General features: G+C 37.7%; 22 protein-coding genes. 6 read left to right on the forward strand and 16 right to left on the reverse strand.

Annotated elements, in window-relative coordinates; genetic code table 11:
- Positions 1-14 precede the first annotated feature (14 nt).
- The 3 genes from WC460_05715 to WC460_05725 form a co-directional block, all read right to left on the reverse strand.
- A complete protein-coding gene (locus tag WC460_05715; GenBank protein MFA5188831.1) occupies positions 15-2,225 on the reverse strand; it encodes a hypothetical protein in 2,211 nt (736 codons plus the stop codon).
- A gap of 101 nt (positions 2,226-2,326) precedes the next feature.
- A complete protein-coding gene (locus tag WC460_05720; GenBank protein MFA5188832.1) occupies positions 2,327-3,643 on the reverse strand; it encodes a hypothetical protein in 1,317 nt (438 codons plus the stop codon).
- Positions 3,644-3,793: 150 nt separating this feature from the next.
- Positions 3,794-6,790: a UvrD-helicase domain-containing protein gene (locus WC460_05725; protein MFA5188833.1), complete on the reverse strand. Its 2,997-nt coding sequence runs from the start codon at positions 6,788-6,790 to the stop codon at positions 3,794-3,796.
- Between the two features lie 199 nt (positions 6,791-6,989).
- On the opposite strand from WC460_05725, the gene WC460_05730 reads away from it, so the two are divergent.
- The 6 genes from WC460_05730 to WC460_05755 all read left to right on the forward strand — a co-directional run bounded on the left by WC460_05730 (position 6,990) and on the right by WC460_05755 (position 8,824).
- Complete coding sequence (locus WC460_05730; GenBank protein ID MFA5188834.1) at positions 6,990-7,238, forward strand: hypothetical protein; 249 nt, start codon at positions 6,990-6,992, stop codon at positions 7,236-7,238.
- Position 7,239: 1 nt separating this feature from the next.
- Positions 7,240-7,536: a hypothetical protein gene (locus WC460_05735; GenBank protein MFA5188835.1), complete on the forward strand. Its 297-nt coding sequence runs from the start codon at positions 7,240-7,242 to the stop codon at positions 7,534-7,536.
- A 28-nt stretch (positions 7,537-7,564) separates the two neighbouring features.
- Positions 7,565-7,741 (forward strand): hypothetical protein, encoded by a 177-nt coding sequence (locus WC460_05740; GenBank protein ID MFA5188836.1) that lies wholly within the window; start codon positions 7,565-7,567, stop codon positions 7,739-7,741.
- A gap of 10 nt (positions 7,742-7,751) precedes the next feature.
- Complete coding sequence (locus WC460_05745; GenBank protein MFA5188837.1) at positions 7,752-8,195, forward strand: hypothetical protein; 444 nt, start codon at positions 7,752-7,754, stop codon at positions 8,193-8,195.
- A gap of 150 nt (positions 8,196-8,345) precedes the next feature.
- Positions 8,346-8,540: a hypothetical protein gene (locus WC460_05750; GenBank protein ID MFA5188838.1), complete on the forward strand. Its 195-nt coding sequence runs from the start codon at positions 8,346-8,348 to the stop codon at positions 8,538-8,540.
- Between the two features lie 80 nt (positions 8,541-8,620).
- Positions 8,621-8,824 carry a hypothetical protein gene (locus tag WC460_05755; GenBank protein MFA5188839.1) on the forward strand — a complete coding sequence of 68 codons (204 nt, stop codon included), beginning with the start codon at positions 8,621-8,623 and terminating at the stop codon, positions 8,822-8,824.
- Positions 8,825-8,865: 41 nt separating this feature from the next.
- Here WC460_05755 and WC460_05760 read toward each other — a convergent pair whose 3' ends face one another.
- The 13 genes from WC460_05760 to atpA form a co-directional block, all read right to left on the reverse strand.
- Positions 8,866-9,888, reverse strand: coding sequence for a lipocalin-like domain-containing protein (locus tag WC460_05760; protein MFA5188840.1), 1,023 nt, complete (start codon positions 9,886-9,888; stop codon positions 8,866-8,868).
- A gap of 4 nt (positions 9,889-9,892) precedes the next feature.
- Entirely contained in the window at positions 9,893-10,567 is a 675-nt protein-coding gene (locus WC460_05765) for a transposase (GenBank protein MFA5188841.1), read from the reverse strand.
- Complete coding sequence (locus WC460_05770) at positions 10,554-11,738, reverse strand: hypothetical protein (GenBank protein MFA5188842.1); 1,185 nt, start codon at positions 11,736-11,738, stop codon at positions 10,554-10,556. Before WC460_05770 ends, WC460_05765 begins: the two co-directional genes overlap by 14 nt.
- Positions 11,739-11,760: 22 nt before the next feature.
- On the reverse strand, positions 11,761-12,687 hold the full coding sequence (locus WC460_05775; protein ID MFA5188843.1) for a GerMN domain-containing protein: 927 nt from the start codon (positions 12,685-12,687) through the stop codon (positions 11,761-11,763).
- Positions 12,688-12,815: 128 nt separating this feature from the next.
- Positions 12,816-13,829, reverse strand: coding sequence for a 23S rRNA (adenine(2503)-C(2))-methyltransferase RlmN (gene rlmN, locus WC460_05780; GenBank protein ID MFA5188844.1), 1,014 nt, complete (start codon positions 13,827-13,829; stop codon positions 12,816-12,818).
- Positions 13,830-13,899: 70 nt separating this feature from the next.
- Positions 13,900-14,154, reverse strand: a complete 255-nt coding sequence (locus WC460_05785) for a hypothetical protein (protein MFA5188845.1) — start codon at positions 14,152-14,154, stop codon at positions 13,900-13,902.
- Between the two features lie 76 nt (positions 14,155-14,230).
- On the reverse strand, positions 14,231-14,467 hold the full coding sequence (locus tag WC460_05790; protein ID MFA5188846.1) for a hypothetical protein: 237 nt from the start codon (positions 14,465-14,467) through the stop codon (positions 14,231-14,233).
- Positions 14,468-14,552: 85 nt separating this feature from the next.
- Positions 14,553-16,172 carry a putative Ig domain-containing protein gene (locus tag WC460_05795; GenBank protein ID MFA5188847.1) on the reverse strand — a complete coding sequence of 540 codons (1,620 nt, stop codon included), beginning with the start codon at positions 16,170-16,172 and terminating at the stop codon, positions 14,553-14,555.
- Between the two features lie 154 nt (positions 16,173-16,326).
- Positions 16,327-16,749: a carbonic anhydrase gene (locus WC460_05800; protein MFA5188848.1), complete on the reverse strand. Its 423-nt coding sequence runs from the start codon at positions 16,747-16,749 to the stop codon at positions 16,327-16,329.
- 29 nt (positions 16,750-16,778) lie between these two features.
- Complete coding sequence (gene atpC / locus WC460_05805) at positions 16,779-17,231, reverse strand: ATP synthase F1 subunit epsilon (GenBank protein ID MFA5188849.1); 453 nt, start codon at positions 17,229-17,231, stop codon at positions 16,779-16,781.
- Positions 17,232-17,323: 92 nt separating this feature from the next.
- Positions 17,324-18,697 carry a F0F1 ATP synthase subunit beta gene (atpD, locus tag WC460_05810; GenBank protein ID MFA5188850.1) on the reverse strand — a complete coding sequence of 458 codons (1,374 nt, stop codon included), beginning with the start codon at positions 18,695-18,697 and terminating at the stop codon, positions 17,324-17,326.
- A gap of 129 nt (positions 18,698-18,826) precedes the next feature.
- Positions 18,827-19,732 carry an ATP synthase F1 subunit gamma gene (atpG, locus tag WC460_05815; protein ID MFA5188851.1) on the reverse strand — a complete coding sequence of 302 codons (906 nt, stop codon included), beginning with the start codon at positions 19,730-19,732 and terminating at the stop codon, positions 18,827-18,829.
- 65 nt (positions 19,733-19,797) lie between these two features.
- Complete coding sequence (gene atpA, locus WC460_05820) at positions 19,798-21,321, reverse strand: F0F1 ATP synthase subunit alpha (protein MFA5188852.1); 1,524 nt, start codon at positions 21,319-21,321, stop codon at positions 19,798-19,800.
- Between the last annotated feature and the right edge of the window lie 11 nt (positions 21,322-21,332).

Genomic DNA, 21,332 nt, shown 5'->3' on the forward strand with positions numbered 1-21,332 from the left:
ATTTTTAGATTTTTCTATTTTTTTGCGCCCTTCTTTATTATCTTCTTTCTTAAAGCCAACAAAGCTGCAAAAAATAACAGAATTATTAAGAATACAAGCCAAAACCACCAGGGAATTTTTAATTCTTGTCTTGGCACGAATTTTTCTTTTAGCGTTAGAGAAACCTGTTCCGATGGTTCTGAATTAAGCCCATTTATACTGGCAATAGCGTATAAAGTATAACGGCCCGGCTCTAAAATTTTTTCTAAACTAATCATCCATAATCCCTGTTCGCTTGCTTTAGTTGAAACAATTATTTCAGGCGAGGCTGCTAAGTGCAGAGTAACAAGGGAATTTTTCTCAGCCCGTCCGGTTATCATTAGCACATTTTTTACAAAAAACCTGCCGATCTGTTCAGGCATTATAATATGATCGATAAAGGGAGGAGCCACTGCTTTAATAGCAGGCTGGATTAAATTATATGTTGCCGGTTCTTTGTTTATGACTGTAAAATTTTGCAAATCAATATAAGCTTCAATGGCATTGCCGGCATTGTCAACTGCACGTAAAGATAATATTTTGCCAAGTTTGTCTGATTCATTTAAAACATAAGGGCTTTGCGCCTTTTGCCACTCTCCATTATCAATTTTCATTTCATAATAAGCAACCCCGGAACTCTTATCCAAAGCTGAAAAATAGAGTTTATATTGCTTGCTGCCGTCTGCTAAAATTCCTGTCTCAATGCTGGGTTTAAAAAATTCCGGCGGAGAGGTATCAATCTTAACTTGATAATGCGCTGTCGGACCCCAGCCATCAATATATTTGACTTTAAGGTGAAAATACCAAAACCCATCAGCAATATTACTAAAAGCAAAAAGCTTATCCTGGCTGGAATAATAGCCAATGCTTGGATCAGCTAATGGATTTTGATCTAAATTAAAAGTATAACCTAGGCCTTCATCGGCAACTTGCCAGGCAAACTGAGGTTGATTATTGGCATACCATTGATTTTGCTCAGGATGGCTTGGCGAACTAATTATTGGCGATGTTTTATTGGACGTTTCTGTAAAATTTTGTTCTGCGCATACAGGCAATGGGCAACTAAACGACCCTCCTCCGCAAGGAGGACACTGGCCACCAAAAACAGTAACTCTAACGCTTAAATTAGAGCTCAAAGGATTAGTAATATTATTATCAAGAGCTTTAAAAACAGCATAGTAAATCCCAGAATTTGTTGGTGCCCAACTAAATCTTGAAGTTGAAGTTATACCCGTAATAATTGGGTTTAAAGTTGCATTTTCCAGAGGTTCCAGGCTCAAAACAATATTATCATTATCTGGATCAGTGGCAGTTATATTAAATGTCAAAGTTTCGCCGGCATTAACTGTTTTTTCCGGGATTGGATCAAAGACAGGCTGATGGTTTTGTGGCGGAACTGGTTCTGAAACTCCAATACTTACTGTTAACGTAGAACTTTTTGATCCCAAGTCACTATCATCTACTGCGACAAATGAAGTTGTAAATACTCCCTTGCTTTGGGGTGTCCAATTGAAATCACCATAAACAATACTGGCGTTATTTGTAATGTTGGCCATCGTGGCATCTGCAGGAATATTCCAATTTAAATTGACAATATCATCATCAGGATCAGCGGCTTGAAGATGAAAACTTACTGTCTCCCCCAAATTAATTTGCTTATTGCCAACCGGCTGAAAAACCGGCGCCAAATTTGCCGGAGGTGGTGGTGGCGGCGCGCCAATGACATTAATTGTAATTCCCTGGCAACCGCTTAAATCAATTTGTTCTGTTTGATCCACTGCAATTAAATGCGAACCGGCAGCAAAGGAAATTGTTGAGGAGCCAACCTGAGAAGCTTTAAAAATCAAAGTGCCGAACAATGAATTAGAATTCACGGAATCAACCAAAACAAAGCCACCGACATTAATATGATTGCTGGAATTATTCAATTCCCTGCCAGGACTTTGATTTGGCCAAGCAGTACCCAAACTAAAATCGTTAATGGAAATGACATTGCCGCTTGTATAATCCAAAATTGCCCTGACTGTATTTAAAGCAGCGCCATTAGGCTCAACCATAATATCAACATAAATGGTATCTCCCACATAATAATCTGTTTTAGCTGAAATTAGCCTCATTATAGCACTCCCAGCTGCTTGGACTGGAATAATAGGCAAAATAAAACTAACTAGCAATAAAGATAGAATGATTTTTATTATTTTTTTCATAGATTGAAATAAGTAATAAGAAATAAGAAATATGGAATTGGAATTATTTAAATAATCATTTTTCACTTTTCCTTATTACCTATTTCCTATTACCTATTATTTCAATATATTCCATCCCAATGTGCTGCCAAACCCGATAAATCAAAATCATCAACAATACTATCTTCATTAAAATCAGCATAGCACCAATTTGCCTGCCAGTGATAAGCCAAACCAGCTAAATCAAAATCGTCTATTTTGCCATCATTATTTGTATCACCTGTTTTGCTACGTACCACTGTGGCGTTTAAAATATCGCTATTTTGGCCATAGCTATCGCGAGCAAAAATCAAAAAAAGATTATTCCCCAAAATCAAATTAACCAATGTATTCCAAGTTGTCTGAGTCGGATAATTAATAATTCCTGATAAATCATTAATCTGAATAATAGTATTGTCTGGCTTTGTCCCGCTTAAAGTTGCGGTTGGCAAAAAAATCGGGCATGCTCTAGCGTCTAGTGTTGGCATCGCTGGCCGAGGCGGATAAATATGTCCCCCTCCCGTTATAAAACCGTGCACTTCGTTTGAAGGGGCAAAAAGACTTTCTGTATCATAAACATAAACTTTAAAATAGTAATCCTCATTAACATCCAAATCATTAATTGTGTACGTTGTCTGCGTCCTGTTATTAAAGGTTGCCACCAGATCTCCGGTCAGGTTAGTTAAGCCTGGCGTTTCAGACATATAGACCTCGTAGCGTTCAAAATCTAAATCAATATTTTGCGTCCAATTTAAAATTGCTGAAAGTGTTTGGGTATATTCTGCTTCACTTAAAATAACTGGATTAGGCGGTGCTCCAGCTGTCTGGCCGCCCACGCCAATTTGATCAACAAAAATCGCTACTGCCAATTTGCCAGAGTCTCCATAATTTCCAGACAAAGTAATTATTTTTGAACCGATTGTGGCTGGATTAATGATCTGATGACTGCCGCCATTGGCGTTTAGGCCGATTCTAATTACGACTTTGTCATTTGGTAAAATATCGCCATTGGCATTATCAGTCGGGTGCATTAAATCTAGATGACTGCCAGAAATAGTTATCCCCCAATTAGTGGCATTGGCGCTTGAAGCTAAAGTTTCATTGGTTTCCAGGCCAGTTATAGGTCCATGCAATAAATCAATATCTGCGAAAGTAATTGCGGATAAATTAAACCCACTGTCAAAAATTATTCTTAAATATTGTCCGCTTTCACCTATTCCACCTGGCGTGTTAAATTTTATTTCATGATTTGCAGCCACCAAAGGCGCCTGTCGGTTCATTCTATCGCTCAAAGCGCTTAAACTGGAAGCCTTGGAATTTTCCGGCAACACAAAAATTATAGTGATTAAAAAAATACTAAAAATTATCCAAATTTTATTATTTCCTCTATGTTTAAACATTTTTATTTTATTTGAAATTTGGATTTTGTTATTTGAAATTTATATTTATATTATACCTTAAATATAAAAAAATTCCTAAAATAAAATTCGCAGATTCGCATTATTCGCCTGCCCGCCGTAGCTTTAGCGAAGGTGGGCAGATTCGCATTATCAAATCCTAAATTCACAAATTTCCCTAAAATCACAAAAGCTGCATTTGTGGTACTCAGGGCTGGCTGAAAACTGGCTAGATTTAATTTCTTCAATTGTGGTAATAAATTCATTTTCAAGCTTGTCTAATTCTTTGTCCGATCCTAAAAATGACAACTGAGAATTATTATCAATGTAATAAAATGTTAATTTGCCAACCGGATTCCCGCCTGTTATTTCTGGTAAATTCAAACAGGCAAATTGATATAAAAGTAATTGCGTTTTTTCATCTAAACTTAATTTATCTTTTGGCGAACCAGTCTTGTAATCAATTAATTCCACTGTTTTATCAGGCAATAAATCAATGCGATCAATAAATCCCCTAATTGTATAAAATTCATTTTTAGAACGAGACATTTTAATGTTAAAACCTTTTTCCAGACTAAGCGTATTTAAAATTTTATCCTTATTTTCTTCATAGAATAATTTTATGAATTCCCTGCCTTTTTTAAGATATTTTTCTTTATCCTCTTTATTATTAAACCATTCATCAATCCAGGAATCTGCAAAGATTTTTTTAAATTCTTCAAAACTGACCAGGTCGCCTATTTTTTTGCTTTCACCTTTGGAGCTAGTTTTAGGGCTAAATAAATCTGTTTGGGCACTTTGAATCTTTGAATTTGCTAAAACATAAAATTTCTGTAAAGCAGTATGCATGCTTTTGCCATAAGAAAATACGCCCTTGCCCAAAACCGGAATTTTAAATATATGGGCCAGTTTATACTGATAAGGACAGGTGCGAAAGGCCGTAATTTGGGAAAAAGAAAATTGGGTCGGCAAAGCAAAAACTTCTTTTTGTTTTTTCTTACTGGCAACCTGTATTTCTGCTTTATTGCCAATACTTTTTTCTGTAGCCTTGGAAACTTGCTGATCAAGCTTAAACCCTTTATTTGTTTGAGCTAATTCTGCCAAAAACTGAGAAATTTTCTTTTTTCGCGCGCCGCCATAATCATCTGCAGACGTTAAAAATAAGCCTTTTTTAGCGCGCGTCATTGCCACATAAAACAAACGTCTTTCTTCCTGCAAATGAAAATCTCCTTCTGGCAAAATATCTTTAACTAGTGGCTCGGGAATTTCAATAGGCTCTCCTCTTTTCACAGTTGGAAATCGCTGTTCAACTAAATTTGGAATAAAAACATATTCAAATTCCAGGCCCTTGGCAGAATGCACAGTCATAATTTTAATCACATCCGGCCCCATTTCCAGATCAAATTTCAATGGACCGCTTTCGCCTGATTCTAATTCCAGCTCCAGTTCAGCCATAAAATTCTGCAACGATGGATCACTGGCGCCTTCTTCAAAAGTTTTTATCCTGTTATAGAATTGGTTTAAATAATCAGCATTTTGCTTGGCCAAAGCTTCGTCAGCGCCCAAAATCTTGGCCAGATATTTGGAATCCTGCATAAAAGCCAGCATTATCTCGCCGACTGTTTTTTCGCGGGTTAAAGCAGAATGCTTTTGGATTAAAGATAAAAAGAAATTAATTTGCGAAACTGTTTCAGCAGAGATGCCGAAAATTGTAGAAGCTAATTTTAAGGCCTCGTATAAAGAAAAATTCTTCTTATTGGCAAAATGGCAAAGTTTGGTTAATTCCTCGTCAGAGATATTGACAATCGGCGAGCGCAACAGCCGAAAAACCGCCGGGCTTTCATGATAATTATCTAAAAGCTTAAAATAATTTAAAATATCCAGAATAATCGGCTTATTATATAAGCCGCGCAAAGCCACAAATTGGTAAGGCAGGTTTGTTTTGCGCAAAAAATTAATAAAGGTCGTGGCTGAATCATTGGCGCGAACTAAGATTGCAAAATCCGACCAATTTAATTCTTTATTCTTTTTTCTTAATTCTAAAATTTTATTTATCACTCCCCTTACCTCTTCATCAAGAGTTTTAAAATGCAAATGCTCAATTTCAGACACACATTTATTATTGGCCTTTAGTTGTTTTTTAATCTTTGAACCTTTTTGCGCCTCTAAACGGTTTGGATTATTTAATTGGATAAAATTGTAAGACAAATCCAAAATATCCTGGCAGGAGCGGTAATTTTCAGTTAAAACAATATTTTGTGCTTTAAGATAATCTTTTTGAAATTGCAAAATATTGGAGACGGAGGCGCCCCTAAATTTATAAATTGATTGGTCATCATCAGCCACAACTGTTAAATTAGCCTTCTCCCCTGCCAAAAGTTTGACCAAATTATACTGGGCAAAATTTGTGTCTTGGAATTCATCAACTAAAATGTATTCAAATTGTTTCTGATATTTTTGCAATATATTTTTGCGCTGTTTAAATAATCTTAAAGTGTAATTAATCAGATCTCCAAAATCAAAAGCATTATTATCCAAAAGTAATTGCTGATAAACATGATAAGCATTGGCAATTTCTTTTAAACGCCTGACTTCCTCAACTAATCCTTCGTCGCCCTGTTTTGTATCCAAATCCAATTCCCTTTTTTCTGCATAAGCCAGATAATCTTCTGGATAAATTTCCTCATCTTTACAGCGGGAAAAATGAGTTAATAGCGCATGAATAAATTTTGTGGGATTGCCTAATGGCTTATAATAATCCAAATCAAACTTATCCAAATTCTGCCTCACCAAAAGCCAGGCGCTCGTTTGATTTAGCAATTTAAAATCATTGCTTAAGCCAATATCCAGAGCATGTTGTTCCAAAATTTTCTGGCAAAAAGAATGAAAAGTGGAAATCCACAAATCAACATAACCATAAGGCAAAAGCTTATCTACTCTTTCCTGCATTTCCCCAGCTGCTTTGTCAGTAAAAGTTAAAGCCAAAATCGCATCGGTTTTCACATCTTTATCCAAAATCAAATGGCTGATTCTTTGGGTAATGACCATTGTTTTGCCAGTGCCTGCGCCTGCCACAATCAAAAGAGGACCATTGCCAAAGGTAATGGCTTTTTTCTGCTGGAGATTAAATTTAGGTTTATTTTCAGACATATTTAACTTAATTTTACAGGAAAAACTGAATTTAAACAATTTGATGTTATTTGAGGCTAAGCCTTGAACTAAAGCTTAACTTTCTGGAGTCTCAAATTACTTCAAGGCTTAGCCTCAAACGTAATCCAGTCAATTTGACCAAATTTGAAAATATTGCTTTAATAAAGACAACTTTGAACCTTAAAAAGGAGACGCAAAAATGCCACAAGAAAAGCAGAACAGAATAAAAGGAATTGGCTTGGTTTTAGCTTCTGAAGCAGCTATTCGGGAAATAGAAACTAAAGATAAAATTTTCCCCTCATCTTTCGTTCGTCCACCAAATTTTGACAAGGTTATGCCTGATCGGGGTAGCCCAATATCCGAAATAATTGATCCTGAAATGGCAAATTGGAAAAGAGACTGCGAAAAAAAGAAACGAAAAGCAAAGCCAAAAAAAGGAGGAAAATAGAGTGACAAATGAAGAACGTCGGGAATTTAAAAAAAAGTATAAGTCACAACCCTACACACCACCGCCTATAAAAAAACGTCACATTACTCAGACAACCTTCACAAAACAGATAGGAATTAACAAAGAAACAGCAAGGGAGCTGAAGGAGATTCAGGCTAAAGCCAAAAAGAAAAAAGGTAAGACCAGCTTTGCAAAGGATTTAAAGAAAGCCTTCAAAGTGGCTGAAAAGGTCCAAAAGCGGCTTAAAGAAATATCCAGAGTAGATGAAGACCGACTCCGCACCAGGATGACAATTTGATCTTTCAGGACGCCAAAGGAGGTTTAAAATGTCTGAGAAAAAAATCGATCGCTTGGGGCGAAAAGAAAATATCTGGCCCAGGAAGGAACTTGAACGAATTTTTGAATTAGCTAAACGAGATGAAATACGATGGGAAAAGATGCAAAAAATTGACGAATCCAAACTTCGCCAAAGAATCACTTTCCCTGGCTTTGAAAACTTATAAGGAGCTGAAAATGAGGAAAAAGCTTGACAGAGAGCAATTTCTAGGCCCCAAGGGTTCTGAATTAAGAAAGTTCATGGAGCGACCTGGCTGTTATTACCCAGGCTCGGATGGAATTGACGAAGAAACAGCAAGAAAGCTCAATGAGCACATAGATAAAGCTCATCGAGGCGAATTAAAAGGAGGATTCCCTAAAGAAGTGCTGGAAAGAGAAAAGCGACTCAAGTTTCCCAGAAAGAGAAAAAGTTTCAACAGAGATAAATTCCTCGGACCTCCGGGTTCTGAATTAAGAAAACTCATGATGCGACCTGGGCGTCTGGAGCTAGGTCCGGAAGGAATTGACGAAGAAACTGCCAAGAAACTAAATGAACTATTCGAAAAAGTCGAACGTGGCGAAGTCCCCGAAGGAATTCCACAGCACGTTCTTGAACGGGAAAAACAACTAAGATTCTGCTAGTGCAAAACTAAAAGGCGCCAATAAGCGCCTTTTAAAATTGGCTTTTGTGCTTGACAACCAGCTAAATTTTTGCTTAACTTAAAGCAAATTTAAACAAAGGTCTCCTTCGTCCCGCGGAGCGGGACTACGGCGGACCGAGGGGAGGGAAAAATGAGCGACATGTTGCTGGTTGAAGAACATCTTTGCCTAAACTGCAAAGAAACGTTCAGAATTGTGGTGATTGAAGAATCAGTCAAATTGACCAAAGAAGACAAGCGACTACTTAAAAATGACGGAATCTTTACTATCAAAAAAGGCAAAAAATTCGAATGCCCGAATTGCCTGCACAAAGTAGAAGTAAAATAAGTTCGCCGTCGCTTTGGCCTAGGCTTGCCTTGCAAAACAGGTCAAGACGGGTAAAGCTATAGCGACCGAAGGGAGGGAAAATGACAGAGCCAGATGAAAAATTTACAACCAAAGACATTGATTGTCCGAATTGCCACAAAACAAATCGCCTTGTAATCATTGAAAAAGGCCATGCGTTAAGTGAAAAATATCAAATCCTATTGACAAACGCCGGCTGCACAATCACTAATTCTGAATCAGAATTTGTCTGCAACCATTGCGACCAGAAAAATGAAATAAAATAATTTCCAGCAAAAAAGCCGTCCCGAAAGCGAGACGGCGTTTTTTATTGATTAATCCTTTTTTTGATCTCTTTATCCAATTTATGCAAATAAACTTTAAATAAACTCTTTTTCATTGGCACGCCAGTAATTTCTAAAAATCCCTGACCAGAAACCTTTTTACCATTACATTCCCCTTCTATCTTTATAGCGCCTTCCCAATAATTTAAAGGCCCGAAAACCATTTCTTGCTTTTTATTTATTGGCTGAACTTCTAATTTTATATCCCAGTCAGGCAAATAAATTTCATAGCCAAGTTGGTATGTCGCGCCAGTCTCATGGCTGGTATATTTATTTAGTCTTGGTTTTAAAAACATATTATCAGTTATTTTCTGGCGGCCATTTTTATCCAGCGAAGTTGCATGATAAATCTTATTCTGATCGCCATAAACAAAACAGATAATATCAACTCCGTTATTTAGCTGCAATGAAAACCAGGTCCATTTATCGCTTTTTGTCAGCGGTGTATTGGCCCATTGATGGTCCATCCAGGAAATCCCTGAAACTTCCAGCCATTTTTTATTGACATTAATCAGGCCTTTTGTTTTTAAACGGCTTAAAGAATAATAATACGTGGACTTTTCCACCAGATCAATAAAGCCCTTATTGTTAACTAAAAGGGGTTTTTTTGTCGCAGATAAATTCAGATCAATAAAATCATTGACAATTTTATAATTAAAAAGTTTTGTTTCCTCAATTAAGCAGGAATTGTCATATTGCGCCCAAAGCAAGGGCAAGGTAAAACTTTTTTTATCCACAAATGAAACCGGCATGATTTTGCTCCACTCTTTATGCTTTTTGTTGTCTGTCAGTAGATAATGGCTAAAATACCAGGCTTTAAAAGGCAATCTTTTGGCATAAGGAATGGCAACCTTTTTCGGCTTGGCCGCAAAAAGAGTGTTCATGTAGGAAAATTCCCTGCCGTCTTTTGTTTTTAAATGACCGTTAAAATACCACCATTCAATCGTATGATCATGCTTTTGCTCATCACGCGGAAATTTGAGGGGTTTAAATTTTTCTTTGGGCATAAATTTAAGTTTCTATATTATCAATTAATTCGGGGGAATTTAAACTCGTGTATTGCCAATTTTTTGGCAGGCCATGCTTCAAATGGTTATAAACCGTGTAATCATAATGGTTGTCCCAATCCTTCTGTTTTTTCAAATGGTTATCATGGAAACGGATGTAATGGTCGTAAAATTTTCTCTGCCACTTGAATTTAGGGTACGGCGTTCCATTTTTAAATTTTTGATTAAATAAATCTTGATACCGCTGAACATCAAATTTCCATACATATAATTCATGGGGATTTAATATGGGTAGTCCAATAATCTTACCTTTAAAAACATCCCCCATTCCCCGTAGGCCACACAATATTGTGTGGCCTACGGGGTTATTGGGATAATTATTTGTATAACCCATTATAATATTAATATTGCGAGAAACATTTCTTTTCAAAGATTTCATCACGTGCGAAATATCAAATTTATTGTTTGGTTCAATCATCAAATTCACATGATCATAAATAATTGAAAAGGCATATAATTTAAATCCTTTCAATACTTTACAAATCTTTAAATTCTCAATAAATAAATCACAAAAAATTTGCTCCTTAAAATATGGGTAATTATTTTTCGTCTTAAACACGACGTAATAAATCGCGCCCGGGAAACAAATTCGCCTTATGGAATTTTTATGCAACATCATTTTCTTCCTTTAAAAAATAATTCTTCAACTGCGAAATCTGCCAAATCAAAACCGTATTTAAAGTTAAAATTATTACAAATATTAAAATCAAGGAATTGCCGCCTAAAAATATACCGCCCATAATTGCCACAATTGAGGCGCCAATAATCGTCACTATATTATCCATGGCCACGCCAACCACAGCATCCCCTATTCTGCCATTGGGATGGACGGAAAAATTATGTACCACAATCATTTCACCTAGACAGCCAATAACACCGGCTAAAACACCGGCAATCACATAAGGCAAGTTGGTTATTTCACACAAAGTTTCAATTGAGCGAACCATGCTTTCAGCTGCCATCAAGATTGCCAAGCCGCTGATTAATAAATATCCCCAGATAATTAAATTACTCTTGGTTTTAAAATATCCTTCCTCTTCAACAATTTCTTCAACCGGACTTTTAGCTCTTTTAGTTTTCCTAAAATAATATAAAATAAAAATTCCCAAAAGCAAAATTAAAAAACCAACCGGCCTAATTAACTGGTAAAGATCAGATTCAATCCCAGCTGGTTTTATTTTTACCTGGCCAAAAATAACCATGCTTAAAGCAACTATTGCGGTTAGAATAGTCAGAGCCATTGAAATATTAATTGCAGTGTCAAATTCTGATAGCAATGGCTTGCGCTGATGATCTTTAATCGGCTTAACAGTTCCGCCAAATTTTAATTTGGGAAACATCAGGACACTAACGCCTTTGGCATTTGCTAAATTTTGCCGAAAAATGCACCAGGCAGCATGTCCAATATTATAAACATTTGAGCCAAAAGTTGTGGCCGCGGCAATTATGGCATAATTAATAGCTAAAGCAAAATCTGTTTGTCTTAAGCTAACGCTGACAAGAGCGGCCACAATGCCTAAAACCATATCAGGAAAGGCAGTGCCAAAAGATTGCAATAAGCCTCCGGCCAATTTTGTTCTTTCCGTTAAAACACCCGTTGTTTCTTCAATAATTTTGGCAGTCCCTCTTAAAATAAAGAATGCGCCCAATCCCAAAATAGCAACAACTGCAAATATTCTGATAAAAATATTATGCGGCTCCCCTAATAAATTCATGAGGTAAAAACGCAAAACAAAAGCGCCTGCCAATAAGACCAAAACATAAATTAAGTGATTTTTAAATAATTTCATGAGTCCCTAATTATTCAATTTATTATGGCTGTAAAATATCTTCTGTCCGGCCATTAATCGAAATAATAACTTGTTTAATACTGGTAAATTGTTTTAAAGTTGTCACAATCTGCGAATTAATGGCTGCCACGCGGCATGAACCTCCCACCTGAAATTCTAATTGCTTGTCAAAATCAACCCTAGCTACACCATCAACGATAGTCAATTTTTGAATTTTAACTCCGCTATTTATTGAAGTATAATAACCATTGGCTTTTTCCTCTTCAGTCGGACCTTTTAATAATTCCTCCAAAGCTGCCCTGGCAGTTGAAACTGTTTTGGCAATTTTACGATCAACTGGATAGACTAAACGGCAATCCATGGCATTTGGATTTTTCTTGGCATTGCCAAAAAAGACTTTAATCACTAATGTGGCGACACCTTTTAATTTTACTGGCAAACGAAATTCCTTTTGCAATTCTGGTAAGCCTGACGGATTATCATTCATAAAAACCAAAGTTCCTGCCTGGTCTTTATCAACTAAAAATTCCAAATTTGCTTTAAACGGTACAAAATCAGTTGTCATCCAATCACTCTGAGCTTGGGCAATGGCCGTGGCTATTTCTTTACCACTTTCGTCAAGCAATTTTACAGGAAAACTTGCTTCAAAATACCAGCCCGCTGCTTGCCCAGTGAGAATATATGGGCTAGCTATTTCTTCATTTGCCTTTGGGTTATCTACAATAATTTCTTTTACAGCCGGGACTGTATTGGAATTTTCTACTGGCTGATTAATATTTGCGCCAGGGCAAGGCGTAGTTGGCATTGGCGCGCTAGGCTGGCCATGTTTGGTCCACTCGCCATTTTGACAAATCCAATTATCTTCTCCGCTAAAAAAACGGACGCCTAAAATAATTCCGCCTAATACTATAATTAAAACAATGATAATTATTAAAATTTTTTGAGTCATAAACTTAAGGTTAATTTTTAATAACTAATTTATAATTTTTAAATAATTTCTAATGATCTAATGAGATAATTAAAACATTAATACATTATAAAATTCACCAAAAAATTATCCATTAAAAATTTCAATGGTTATTGTTCACCTTTTTCGCCAGCAAGTTGCCCGCAAGCTGCCTTTATATCCTGGCCAAAACGATAACGCTGTGTTACTTTAATTTTGCTCCTGATTAAAACTTCTTTAAACTTCTTTATTTTAAGGGCTGGCGAGGGTTTAAAGCCTTTCGTAGGATTGTAAGCAATTAAATTTACTACAAAAAGAGAGCTTGGCAAAAACCGCAATAACTCCACAAGTTCTTCAGCCTGTTTTTCTGAGTCATTATAATCATCAATCATTAGATATTCAAACATTACCTGCCTATTTGTTTTTTTAAGATAATAATCAACAATTTTTAAAATACTTTCAATTGGGTATGACTGGTTCATAGGGACAAGCTTGTCTCGCAACTCATTGTTTGGTGCGTGCAGAGAAATCGCCAAATTAATCTGCAATGGTTCGCCAGCCAGCATTTTAATGCCTTCAGTTATTCCAATCGTTGAAATAGAAATATGCCTGGCTCCGATATTCAGACTATCTTTATCATTTAAAATTTTAATAGCAGAAATCACATTGTCATAATTTAAAAATGGCTCGCCCATGCCCATAAAAACTAAATTGCTGACCCTCTCCCCTACTTTCTTTAAATCCCTAGCAAAGAATAAAACCTGATTGACAATTTCCCACTCAGTCAAATTTCTTTTAAATCCCATTTTGCCTGTTGCGCAAAAAAGACAGCCCAAAGGACAGCCGACTTGAGAAGACACACAAACCGTATTTCTGCCATCTTCATGCCGCAGTAAAACTGTTTCAATTTTAGAATCATCATTTAAAGTCAGCAAAGCCTTCTGGGATTCTTTTGTTTTAGTTTCAACAACTTTAGCTTTTATACTTAGTGGAAATTCTTTATTTAGTTTTTGGCGGATTTCTAAGGGCAAGTTGGTAGCCTTTTCCCAGTCATCAGCTAAATCTTTAAAAATAAAAGCATAAGCCTGTTTAATTCTATAAACTGGTTCGTTTTTTAAAATCTTATTTAATTTATCTAATTCCATAGTATAATCGTAGCTTATATATAAATTTAAGTAAACAAAAGGCCCTTTTCCATTCGGAGAAAAGGGCGCATTAATCGCGGGGAAATTCCCAGCAGATTAGCTTGTATTGCCCTTTGGCAGTTAAGTTATTTGGGTCGGCGAACTCAATTTTAGCCAGCTGCAGAGTTTTCAGCTTAAGGTCAGCCACAATTTTTGTTAAATCTGCTTTGTTTCCACTTAAATTCAGGCCAACATATTCTTTTTTTCCCAAAGTATAGATTTCAATACCTTTATCTAACTTGTCTTTGAGCTCAGCTGGTCTGCAGAGCATAAACATGACAAGCATAAGAACCTCCTTTTTTTGTTTGATTTGAATTTTAATTTAGCTGATTTTTGAAAAAATGTCAAGAAAAAGCTGACCCCTATTTAGAGTCAGCTTGTGGCAAAAATTCGCTGGCAATAGAACAATCTAATCTTTTTTCGCAGATATAGCCGCAATATAATTCACGCATGATCCAGCCGAATTTTTCAATAAAATCACTCGTTGCTTGTTGTTTGTCAACAATGTGTGCAAACCATTTGTGCTTGTCAATATGCTTTTTGATTATTGTGCTTTGAACGCTGGCCAGTTGTCTTAAGTTTGTGCAATGATCAAGCATATCGCACCTCCTGCAGATATTTTAAAACATAATTTAAAAAAAGAAAAGCGCTCCGACGTATTTGTCGAAGCGCTTGCATTTAATCCTAATAACCAGCGTACCAATCGCGCAGAATCAGTTCTGCCGGTTTATTCCAAACATCAAATCTATTGATGTCCTGAGCCGGATTCCAGTACCACATCCAGCCGTACATGCCTTTGAACCAAGGCTGATTGTAGGCGCTTTCCATAATCGCCTGATAGCAATCTGCCTGTTCTTGCAGATCAATTGTGCCACTCGGCGCCCACCAGGGTGAAATATTAGTGCCGTTTAAGCTCTGGTAGCCAAATTCCGTAAAGACAATGTCCTGGCCATACGCTTCCGCAAAGTTTTGCAAAGCGCTTATATATGGCTGCCAGGCTATCTTTAATTCTTCCACGGTTGGCGAGTAACTGCTGGTCAAAGGGAAATAGGCATCCACTCCAATGAAATCCAGAGCGTCCCACCAAACGACATTGAAATAACTGTCGTGATTGGCGCCGTAAGTCAGTTGTCCTGAAAAGCTTGTCCGGGCATTGGCTATTTCATCACGCCAGTTTGTTTCTCTGTGTTCAGTAGCTTTGAATTCAGTTCCAATCACAAATATCTCAACCTGATTTGCTTCTGCCAGATCAAGATAGTGGTTGAGAAACTGGCGATAACTTGCAAACCAGGCTTGCCAGTCGGCTTCTGAAGAAAAGGTAATTTCTCCGCGCCAGGCGCCTGATTGCACATCAACATGAGGTTTTAGCATTACACTTAGGCCAGAATCATGAATGTAGGTTATTATTTGGGCTAAACCAGCATCACTTGGAGTTTTACTGGAGATCGGGTATATGGTTGTAGAATTAATCGCATCCTGATATTGGGTAACCAGGACGGCGATAACTTCACATCCATCGGCTTTCATCTTGTCAACAGTTTGATTGGAGGTAAAATTCTGGTAATCATTGTACCACCATGAGGTGAGAGTACAGCCGCGCTGGAATGTTATACCATTGTCGCTTGGAATTACTCTGATGGCAAATTTTTGCGTGTCGCTAAACTCCCCATCAGTGACAGATACTTCAACTTTGTAATTACCTATCTGTGCAGATGTGGAAGTCCAAGTAATTTTGCCAGAAGCTGAATCAATGGTCATGCCAGTGGGAAAAGTTACCAGCGAATAAGTTAAAATGTCACCCTCCGGATCATCAGCACCCACAGTATAGGTATATTCAACCTCGGCTGTAGCAACTGTAACAGGGCCAGAAATAATTGACGGCCCTACGTTCGGCGGGGGTAATGTTACTTTCAGAGTATATTCCTGCCAGACCACTATTTTTCCATCACTAACTCTGAGTTTAACCTGCTGCTCCCCGACTTGTGTGTCATTAGGCAGCCAGGACACCAGACCAGTACTGGCATTAATGGTCATGCCAGCCGGTCCAACGTCTAAGCCATAAGTCAGAACATCATTGTCAGAATCTGTCGCGCTCAGAGCATAACCATACAGTTCGCCAGAAATCGCTGTAGTGATCGGCAATGAGGTTATAACTGGAGGTTGATTGTCTGCTGGCGGTATAATCGGCGGGATATAATTCGTGCTGTCGTCTCCGCCACCTCCGCCCGAAGAAACACAGGCTGTGAGTAATAACACCAGCGCAAGCACCCATAACGACGCAAATCTTACAATGTTTACTTTCATTTCTTTCCTCCTTTTCATGGTGTTTTGTGGTTGTAAAAGGTCGCTATTATTAATCTAATCTAATAACTATTCAGATAAAATGTCAAGCCACAAAAAAAAGCCGCAAAAAAAAGCACCCCGAACATGGAAGCGCTTTAATCTAGATTATTTTAATTTACTCAGCAATTTCTTCAAATTCCCAGCCATCATCACTTTTTTTGATACGGAAACTCTTGACTTCAGCGTCAGGATATTTTTCTTTTAAAAAATCCCGCACTTTTTTCATGTCTGTCAGATGCTTACTTGTTTCAGCTTCAGCCGAAACAAAAGCGCTTTGGCCGCCATAAGCTCCGCAATCTTCGTGCATGGTCAGAAAAAAGCGTCGTACTCCGTGTTTTTCATAAGACAAACGGATGCCATCAAGAATTAAGCCTGCTTGGCAGCCTTCCTGATTTTCAGCCACTACCTTACAGGATCCTGGCACTAAAATAATGTCTGTATCACCAGTATATCCATTTACTGAAAGCCAGTTAATAATTGCTGTCTGCAAGCGAAAATCCATGCAGCAGAGTAAAAAATTTTTACAGTTGTGTGACATATTTTTCACCTCCTAATTTAAATTATTAATTATTCGTTGGCATGAAATTGCTCTTGGCCAGGCAACTTTTTATATTTTCTTTTGCGCACGACTTTAAGGCGCGCTAATTCTTTTTCAATTTTAGCTGATAAGGCTGCAAATTCCTGATCATCAAAACTTTTTTCTTTTTGCAATTCCAAAGCTCGCACTCTTGCTTCTTCAGCTCGCTTTTCATCTATTTCTTCAGCATGCTCAGCAGAATCTGCTAAAATTGTTATCTTATTTGGTAAAACTTCAATAAAACCTCCGGAGACAGCCATTAATATTTCTTCTTTATCTTTGATAATTCGTAATTCTCCTGGAACTAAAACTGCAACCAGCGGAATATGTTCTGGCAAAATAGTAATCTCCCCCATTTGAGTAGGAATGCTGACCTGATTAGCTTCAGCTGAAAAAACATTCCTTTCCGGAGTAGTAATTTCAATTTTAATTTTTTTCTCCATATTTTAACTTGTCATGGTGAGCCCTTCGGCTAAGCTCAGGGCAGGCACTGAAAGTTTACAGTGAGCGTAGTCGAACTGAACCATTACATTAATTATTTTACTTCTTCAATCCCGCCCTTCATGTAAAACGCCTGTTCATTCTTATCATCATGCTTGCCCTCTAAAATTTCTTTAAAACCTCTAATCGTTTCTTTTAAAGAAACATATTTGCCTTCCGTGCCAGTAAAAGTTTCAGCCACAAAAAATGGCTGGGATAGAAATCTTTGGATTTTTCGAGCGCGTCCGACTGTAATTTTATCAACATCTGATAATTCTTCCATGCCCAAAATAGCAATAATATCCTGCAGATCTTTGTAGCGTTGTAATACTTTCTGCACACCGCGCGCTATTTCATAATGTTCCTGCCCCACGATCTTAGGGTCTAAAATTGTAGAGTTGGAATCCAGAGGATCCACCGCAGGATAAATACCTAATTCAGTTAAAGAGCGCGAAAGAACAACGGTAGAATCCAAATGGCCAAAAGTCGTGGCAGGCGCTGGATCAGTCAAATCATCAGCCGGCACATAAACAGCCTGCATGGATGTAATTGAACCCTTATCGGTGGAAGTAATTCTTTCCTGTAATTCACCCATTTCAGTGGCCAGAGTCGGCTGATAACCCACAGCTGAAGGAATGCGTCCTAAAAGCGCGGAAACTTCTGAACCTGCCTGAGTAAATCTAAAAATATTATCAATAAATAAAAGCACGTCTTGCTTGGCTTCATCGCGAAAATATTCAGCAATAGATAGTCCGGCCAAAGCTACGCGCAAACGATTTCCTGGCGGTTCATTCATTTGGCCAAAAACCAAAGAAGTTTTTTCCAGCACGCCAGATGCTTTCATATCCAGATATAAATCATTGCCTTCGCGTGAGCGTTCGCCGACACCGGCAAAAATAGAATAACCGCCGTGTTCTTTGGCTATATTCCTGATTAATTCCATGATGACCACAGTCTTGCCAACGCCAGCGCCGCCAAACATGCCGACTTTGCCGCCTTTAACAATCGGGCAAATCAAATCAATAACTTTAATGCCAGTTTCCAATATTTCTGCTTTGGTTGACTGATCTTTGAAAGCAGGCGCCGGCCTGTGAATCGGATATTTTTTCTTTGATGCAACTTCTTTGCCTTCATCTAGTGGCTGACCAAGCACGCTCAGCATACGGCCTAAGGTTTCTTCGCCGACTGGCACAGAAATTGGCGCTCCGGTATCAAGCACTTCTTGTTCTCGGCGCAAGCCATCAGTCGTGCCCATGGCTATTGCTCTGACTAAATTAGCGCCCAAATGCTGTTGAACTTCTAAAATTAAAATCTCATTACTTGGCAATTTGGTTTCTAAAGCATTATAAATACCTGGTAATTTTTCTAAAAACTCCACATCAACTACTGCGCCGATAATTTGTTTGATTGTACCTTTGTTCATATTGATTAAATTATTAAATTGTTAAATGATTAAATTGTTAATTGCTAAATTGATATTTGAATTTATTTTGTTTTTTGCCTTCGCAAACCGTAGTCCCGCTGGGCGGGACGAAGGTTTGAATTTTAGCATTTGTCATTACTCAAGGGCTGCTTTGCCTCCGGCGATTTCTGCAATTTCTCTGGTAATCGCTGCCTGCCTTAATTGGTTATATGCCAATGTTAATTCTGAAATCATATCACCGGCAGCTTCATTGGCATTTCTCATGGCCAGCATCCTGGCTGAATGTTCAGCAGCATTGCTTTCCAAAACCGCCTGATAAATCTGGACCTCAAGCAGCCTGGGCAATAATACATCTAAGATAATTTGCGGCTTGGGTTCAAATAAATACTCAAAACTTTCTTTCTTGTTTTCCTGAATAACGTCTCCAATCTCTCCTAAAAATTTATCTCTAATTGTTTTAATGGGTAATATTTGCTTTACTCTGGGCACTTGTTTTAAGGCTGAAACATAATCAGTATAAACCAAGGCAATCTGATCATATTTTTTCTGTAAAAAATCAGTTAAAATCATTTTTTGGATTGGTCTTATTTCTTCTGAGTCTTTTAAAATATCAGGCTTAATAAATTCAGCCGCAACCTTTTGTCCTGATCTGGACATTGCTCTCGCTCCTTTTTTACCTAAACAAATTAATTCAACCTCCAAATTTTCCTTAAGACTCTTTTGCTGTTTGATATATTCCACCGCAGTTTTAATCACTTGTTGGTTAAAAGATCCGCACAAACCGCGATTTGAAGTAATCAAAACAACTGCCATTTTTTTAATTTCCTTACGGTTTCTTAATAATGGGTGGCGCTGAATTTTAATTTTTTGCGCCACATTTAAAATTAACTGCCAAGCCAGACTGGAATATGGCCTAGTCGCCAGAACAGAATTAACAGCACGCCGCATTTTTGAAGATGCGACCATTTCCATGGCTTTGGTAATCTTTTTTGTATTGCCAATTGATTTTATTCTGTGCCTAATGTCCTTTGTATTTGGCATATTTGAATTATGAGATATGAATTATGAAATCTTTAATCTATCATCTATAATCTAAAATCTACAATCTATTTCACCAAGAAATCCAAGGTCTGTTTATACTCCTCAATTACTTTATTTAATTCTTTTACAATTTCTTCAGTTAATTCTTTTTTATCTGCGATTTGCTTTAATAATTTTTGGGAATTTAATTTTAGATATTTATGAAAACCAGTTTCAAAAATTTGCACTTTTTCTACAGGCACATCATCAAGCAACCCGTTAATACCGGCATAAATAATGGCAATTTCATGTTCAACAGCCATTGGCACGTATTGGTCTTGTTTTAAGATTTCCTGCATGCGCAAACCAAGGTTTAATTGTTTTTTGGTCGTTTCATCCAAATCAGAGCCAAACTGGGCAAAAGCAGCTATTTCCCGAAATTGAGCCATGTCTAGTTTTAATTTGCCGGCCACTTTTTTCATGGCCTTAACCTGGGCTGCTGAACCGACGCGCGAAACAGACAAGCCAGTATTTAATGCCGGGCGAATTCCCTGGTAAAAAAGATCCGATTCCAAATATATTTGGCCGTCAGTTATAGAAATTACATTAGTCGGAATATAGGCAGAAACATCTCCAGCCTGAGTTTCAATGATTGGCAAGGCTGTTAATGAACCGCCGCCATATTTGGCATTTAATTTAGCGGCTCTTTCTAATAAGCGGGAATGCAAATAAAAAATATCTCCTGGATATGCTTCACGTCCTGGCGGTCGTCGTAAAAGTAAAGAAATCTGACGATAAGCCACAGCATGTTTAGAAAGATCATCATAAATGACTAAGACATCCTTACCCTGATCCATAAAATATTCACCCATGGCGCAGCCCGCATAAGGCGCAATATATGATAAAGCAGCCGGATCAGAAGCGCCGGTCAGAACCACAATGGTATAATCCATGGCGCCGAATTTTTCCAGTTCAGCCACAATACGCGCTACTTTTGATTCTTTTTGCGCAATCGCGACATAAATGCAAATTACATCTTGTCCTTTTTGATTAATAATTGCATCAATCGCAATCGCAGTTTTGCCTGTCTGTCTGTCGCCAATAATTAGTTCGCGTTGGCCGCGGCCAATTGGAATCATGCTGTCAATGGCTTTGATTCCGGTTTGTAATGGCTGTCTGACTGGTTCGCGGGTAATTACTCTGGGAGCGATTTTTTCAACAGGATAATTTTTATCGCTTTTAATTTCGCCTTTGCCATCCAAAGCCTTGCCCAAGGGATTAATTACCCGGCCAATTAGCTTTTCACCAACAGGCACTGATAGAATCTTGCCGGTAGTTTTAACTTTATTGCCTTCTTTAATTTCCAAATAGTCGCCCAAAATTATAGCGCCGACAGTATCTTCCTCCAAATTCAAGGCTAAGCCATAGACAGGCTCTTTCTCTGTCTCAAATTCCAACATTTCAGCAGACATGCAGTCAGCCAAGCCGGAAATCCTAGCAATGCCATCACCTACCTCAATTACTGAGCCGGTCTTTTCAACTTTAGCTTTGGCTTTAAAATCTTTAATTTGGGTTCTAAGCGCTTCCAGTACAAAATCTTTTGTAGACATATAATTTAAAT

The organism is Patescibacteria group bacterium (assembly GCA_041651155.1).
In the GTDB taxonomy this organism is placed as follows: domain Bacteria; phylum Patescibacteriota; class Patescibacteriia; order CAIXNZ01; family CAIXNZ01; genus JAPLYF01.

Bases quoted from the DNA above. Each gene is read 5' to 3' on its own strand.
- WC460_05755 (MFA5188839.1), top strand. From the start codon at position 8,621: ATGACAGAGCCAGATGAAAAATTTACAACCAAAGACATTGATTGTCCG.
- WC460_05730 (MFA5188834.1), top strand. From the start codon at position 6,990: ATGCCACAAGAAAAGCAGAACAGAATAAAAGGAATTGGCTTGGTTTTA.
- WC460_05800 (MFA5188848.1), bottom strand. From the start codon at position 16,749: ATGTCACACAACTGTAAAAATTTTTTACTCTGCTGCATGGATTTTCGC.
- WC460_05725 (MFA5188833.1), bottom strand. From the start codon at position 6,790: ATGTCTGAAAATAAACCTAAATTTAATCTCCAGCAGAAAAAAGCCATT.
- WC460_05785 (MFA5188845.1), bottom strand. From the start codon at position 14,154: ATGCTTGTCATGTTTATGCTCTGCAGACCAGCTGAGCTCAAAGACAAG.
- WC460_05775 (MFA5188843.1), bottom strand. From the start codon at position 12,687: ATGACTCAAAAAATTTTAATAATTATCATTGTTTTAATTATAGTATTA.
- WC460_05765 (MFA5188841.1), bottom strand. From the start codon at position 10,567: ATGATGTTGCATAAAAATTCCATAAGGCGAATTTGTTTCCCGGGCGCG.
- WC460_05715 (MFA5188831.1), bottom strand. From the start codon at position 2,225: ATGAAAAAAATAATAAAAATCATTCTATCTTTATTGCTAGTTAGTTTT.
- WC460_05720 (MFA5188832.1), bottom strand. From the start codon at position 3,643: ATGTTTAAACATAGAGGAAATAATAAAATTTGGATAATTTTTAGTATT.
- atpG (MFA5188851.1), bottom strand. From the start codon at position 19,732: ATGCCAAATACAAAGGACATTAGGCACAGAATAAAATCAATTGGCAAT.
- WC460_05760 (MFA5188840.1), bottom strand. From the start codon at position 9,888: ATGCCCAAAGAAAAATTTAAACCCCTCAAATTTCCGCGTGATGAGCAA.
- WC460_05770 (MFA5188842.1), bottom strand. From the start codon at position 11,738: ATGAAATTATTTAAAAATCACTTAATTTATGTTTTGGTCTTATTGGCA.
- WC460_05790 (MFA5188846.1), bottom strand. From the start codon at position 14,467: ATGCTTGATCATTGCACAAACTTAAGACAACTGGCCAGCGTTCAAAGC.
- WC460_05750 (MFA5188838.1), top strand. From the start codon at position 8,346: ATGAGCGACATGTTGCTGGTTGAAGAACATCTTTGCCTAAACTGCAAA.
- rlmN (MFA5188844.1), bottom strand. From the start codon at position 13,829: ATGGAATTAGATAAATTAAATAAGATTTTAAAAAACGAACCAGTTTAT.
- WC460_05745 (MFA5188837.1), top strand. From the start codon at position 7,752: ATGAGGAAAAAGCTTGACAGAGAGCAATTTCTAGGCCCCAAGGGTTCT.
- atpC (MFA5188849.1), bottom strand. From the start codon at position 17,231: ATGGAGAAAAAAATTAAAATTGAAATTACTACTCCGGAAAGGAATGTT.
- WC460_05740 (MFA5188836.1), top strand. From the start codon at position 7,565: ATGTCTGAGAAAAAAATCGATCGCTTGGGGCGAAAAGAAAATATCTGG.
- WC460_05795 (MFA5188847.1), bottom strand. From the start codon at position 16,172: ATGAAAGTAAACATTGTAAGATTTGCGTCGTTATGGGTGCTTGCGCTG.
- atpA (MFA5188852.1), bottom strand. From the start codon at position 21,321: ATGTCTACAAAAGATTTTGTACTGGAAGCGCTTAGAACCCAAATTAAA.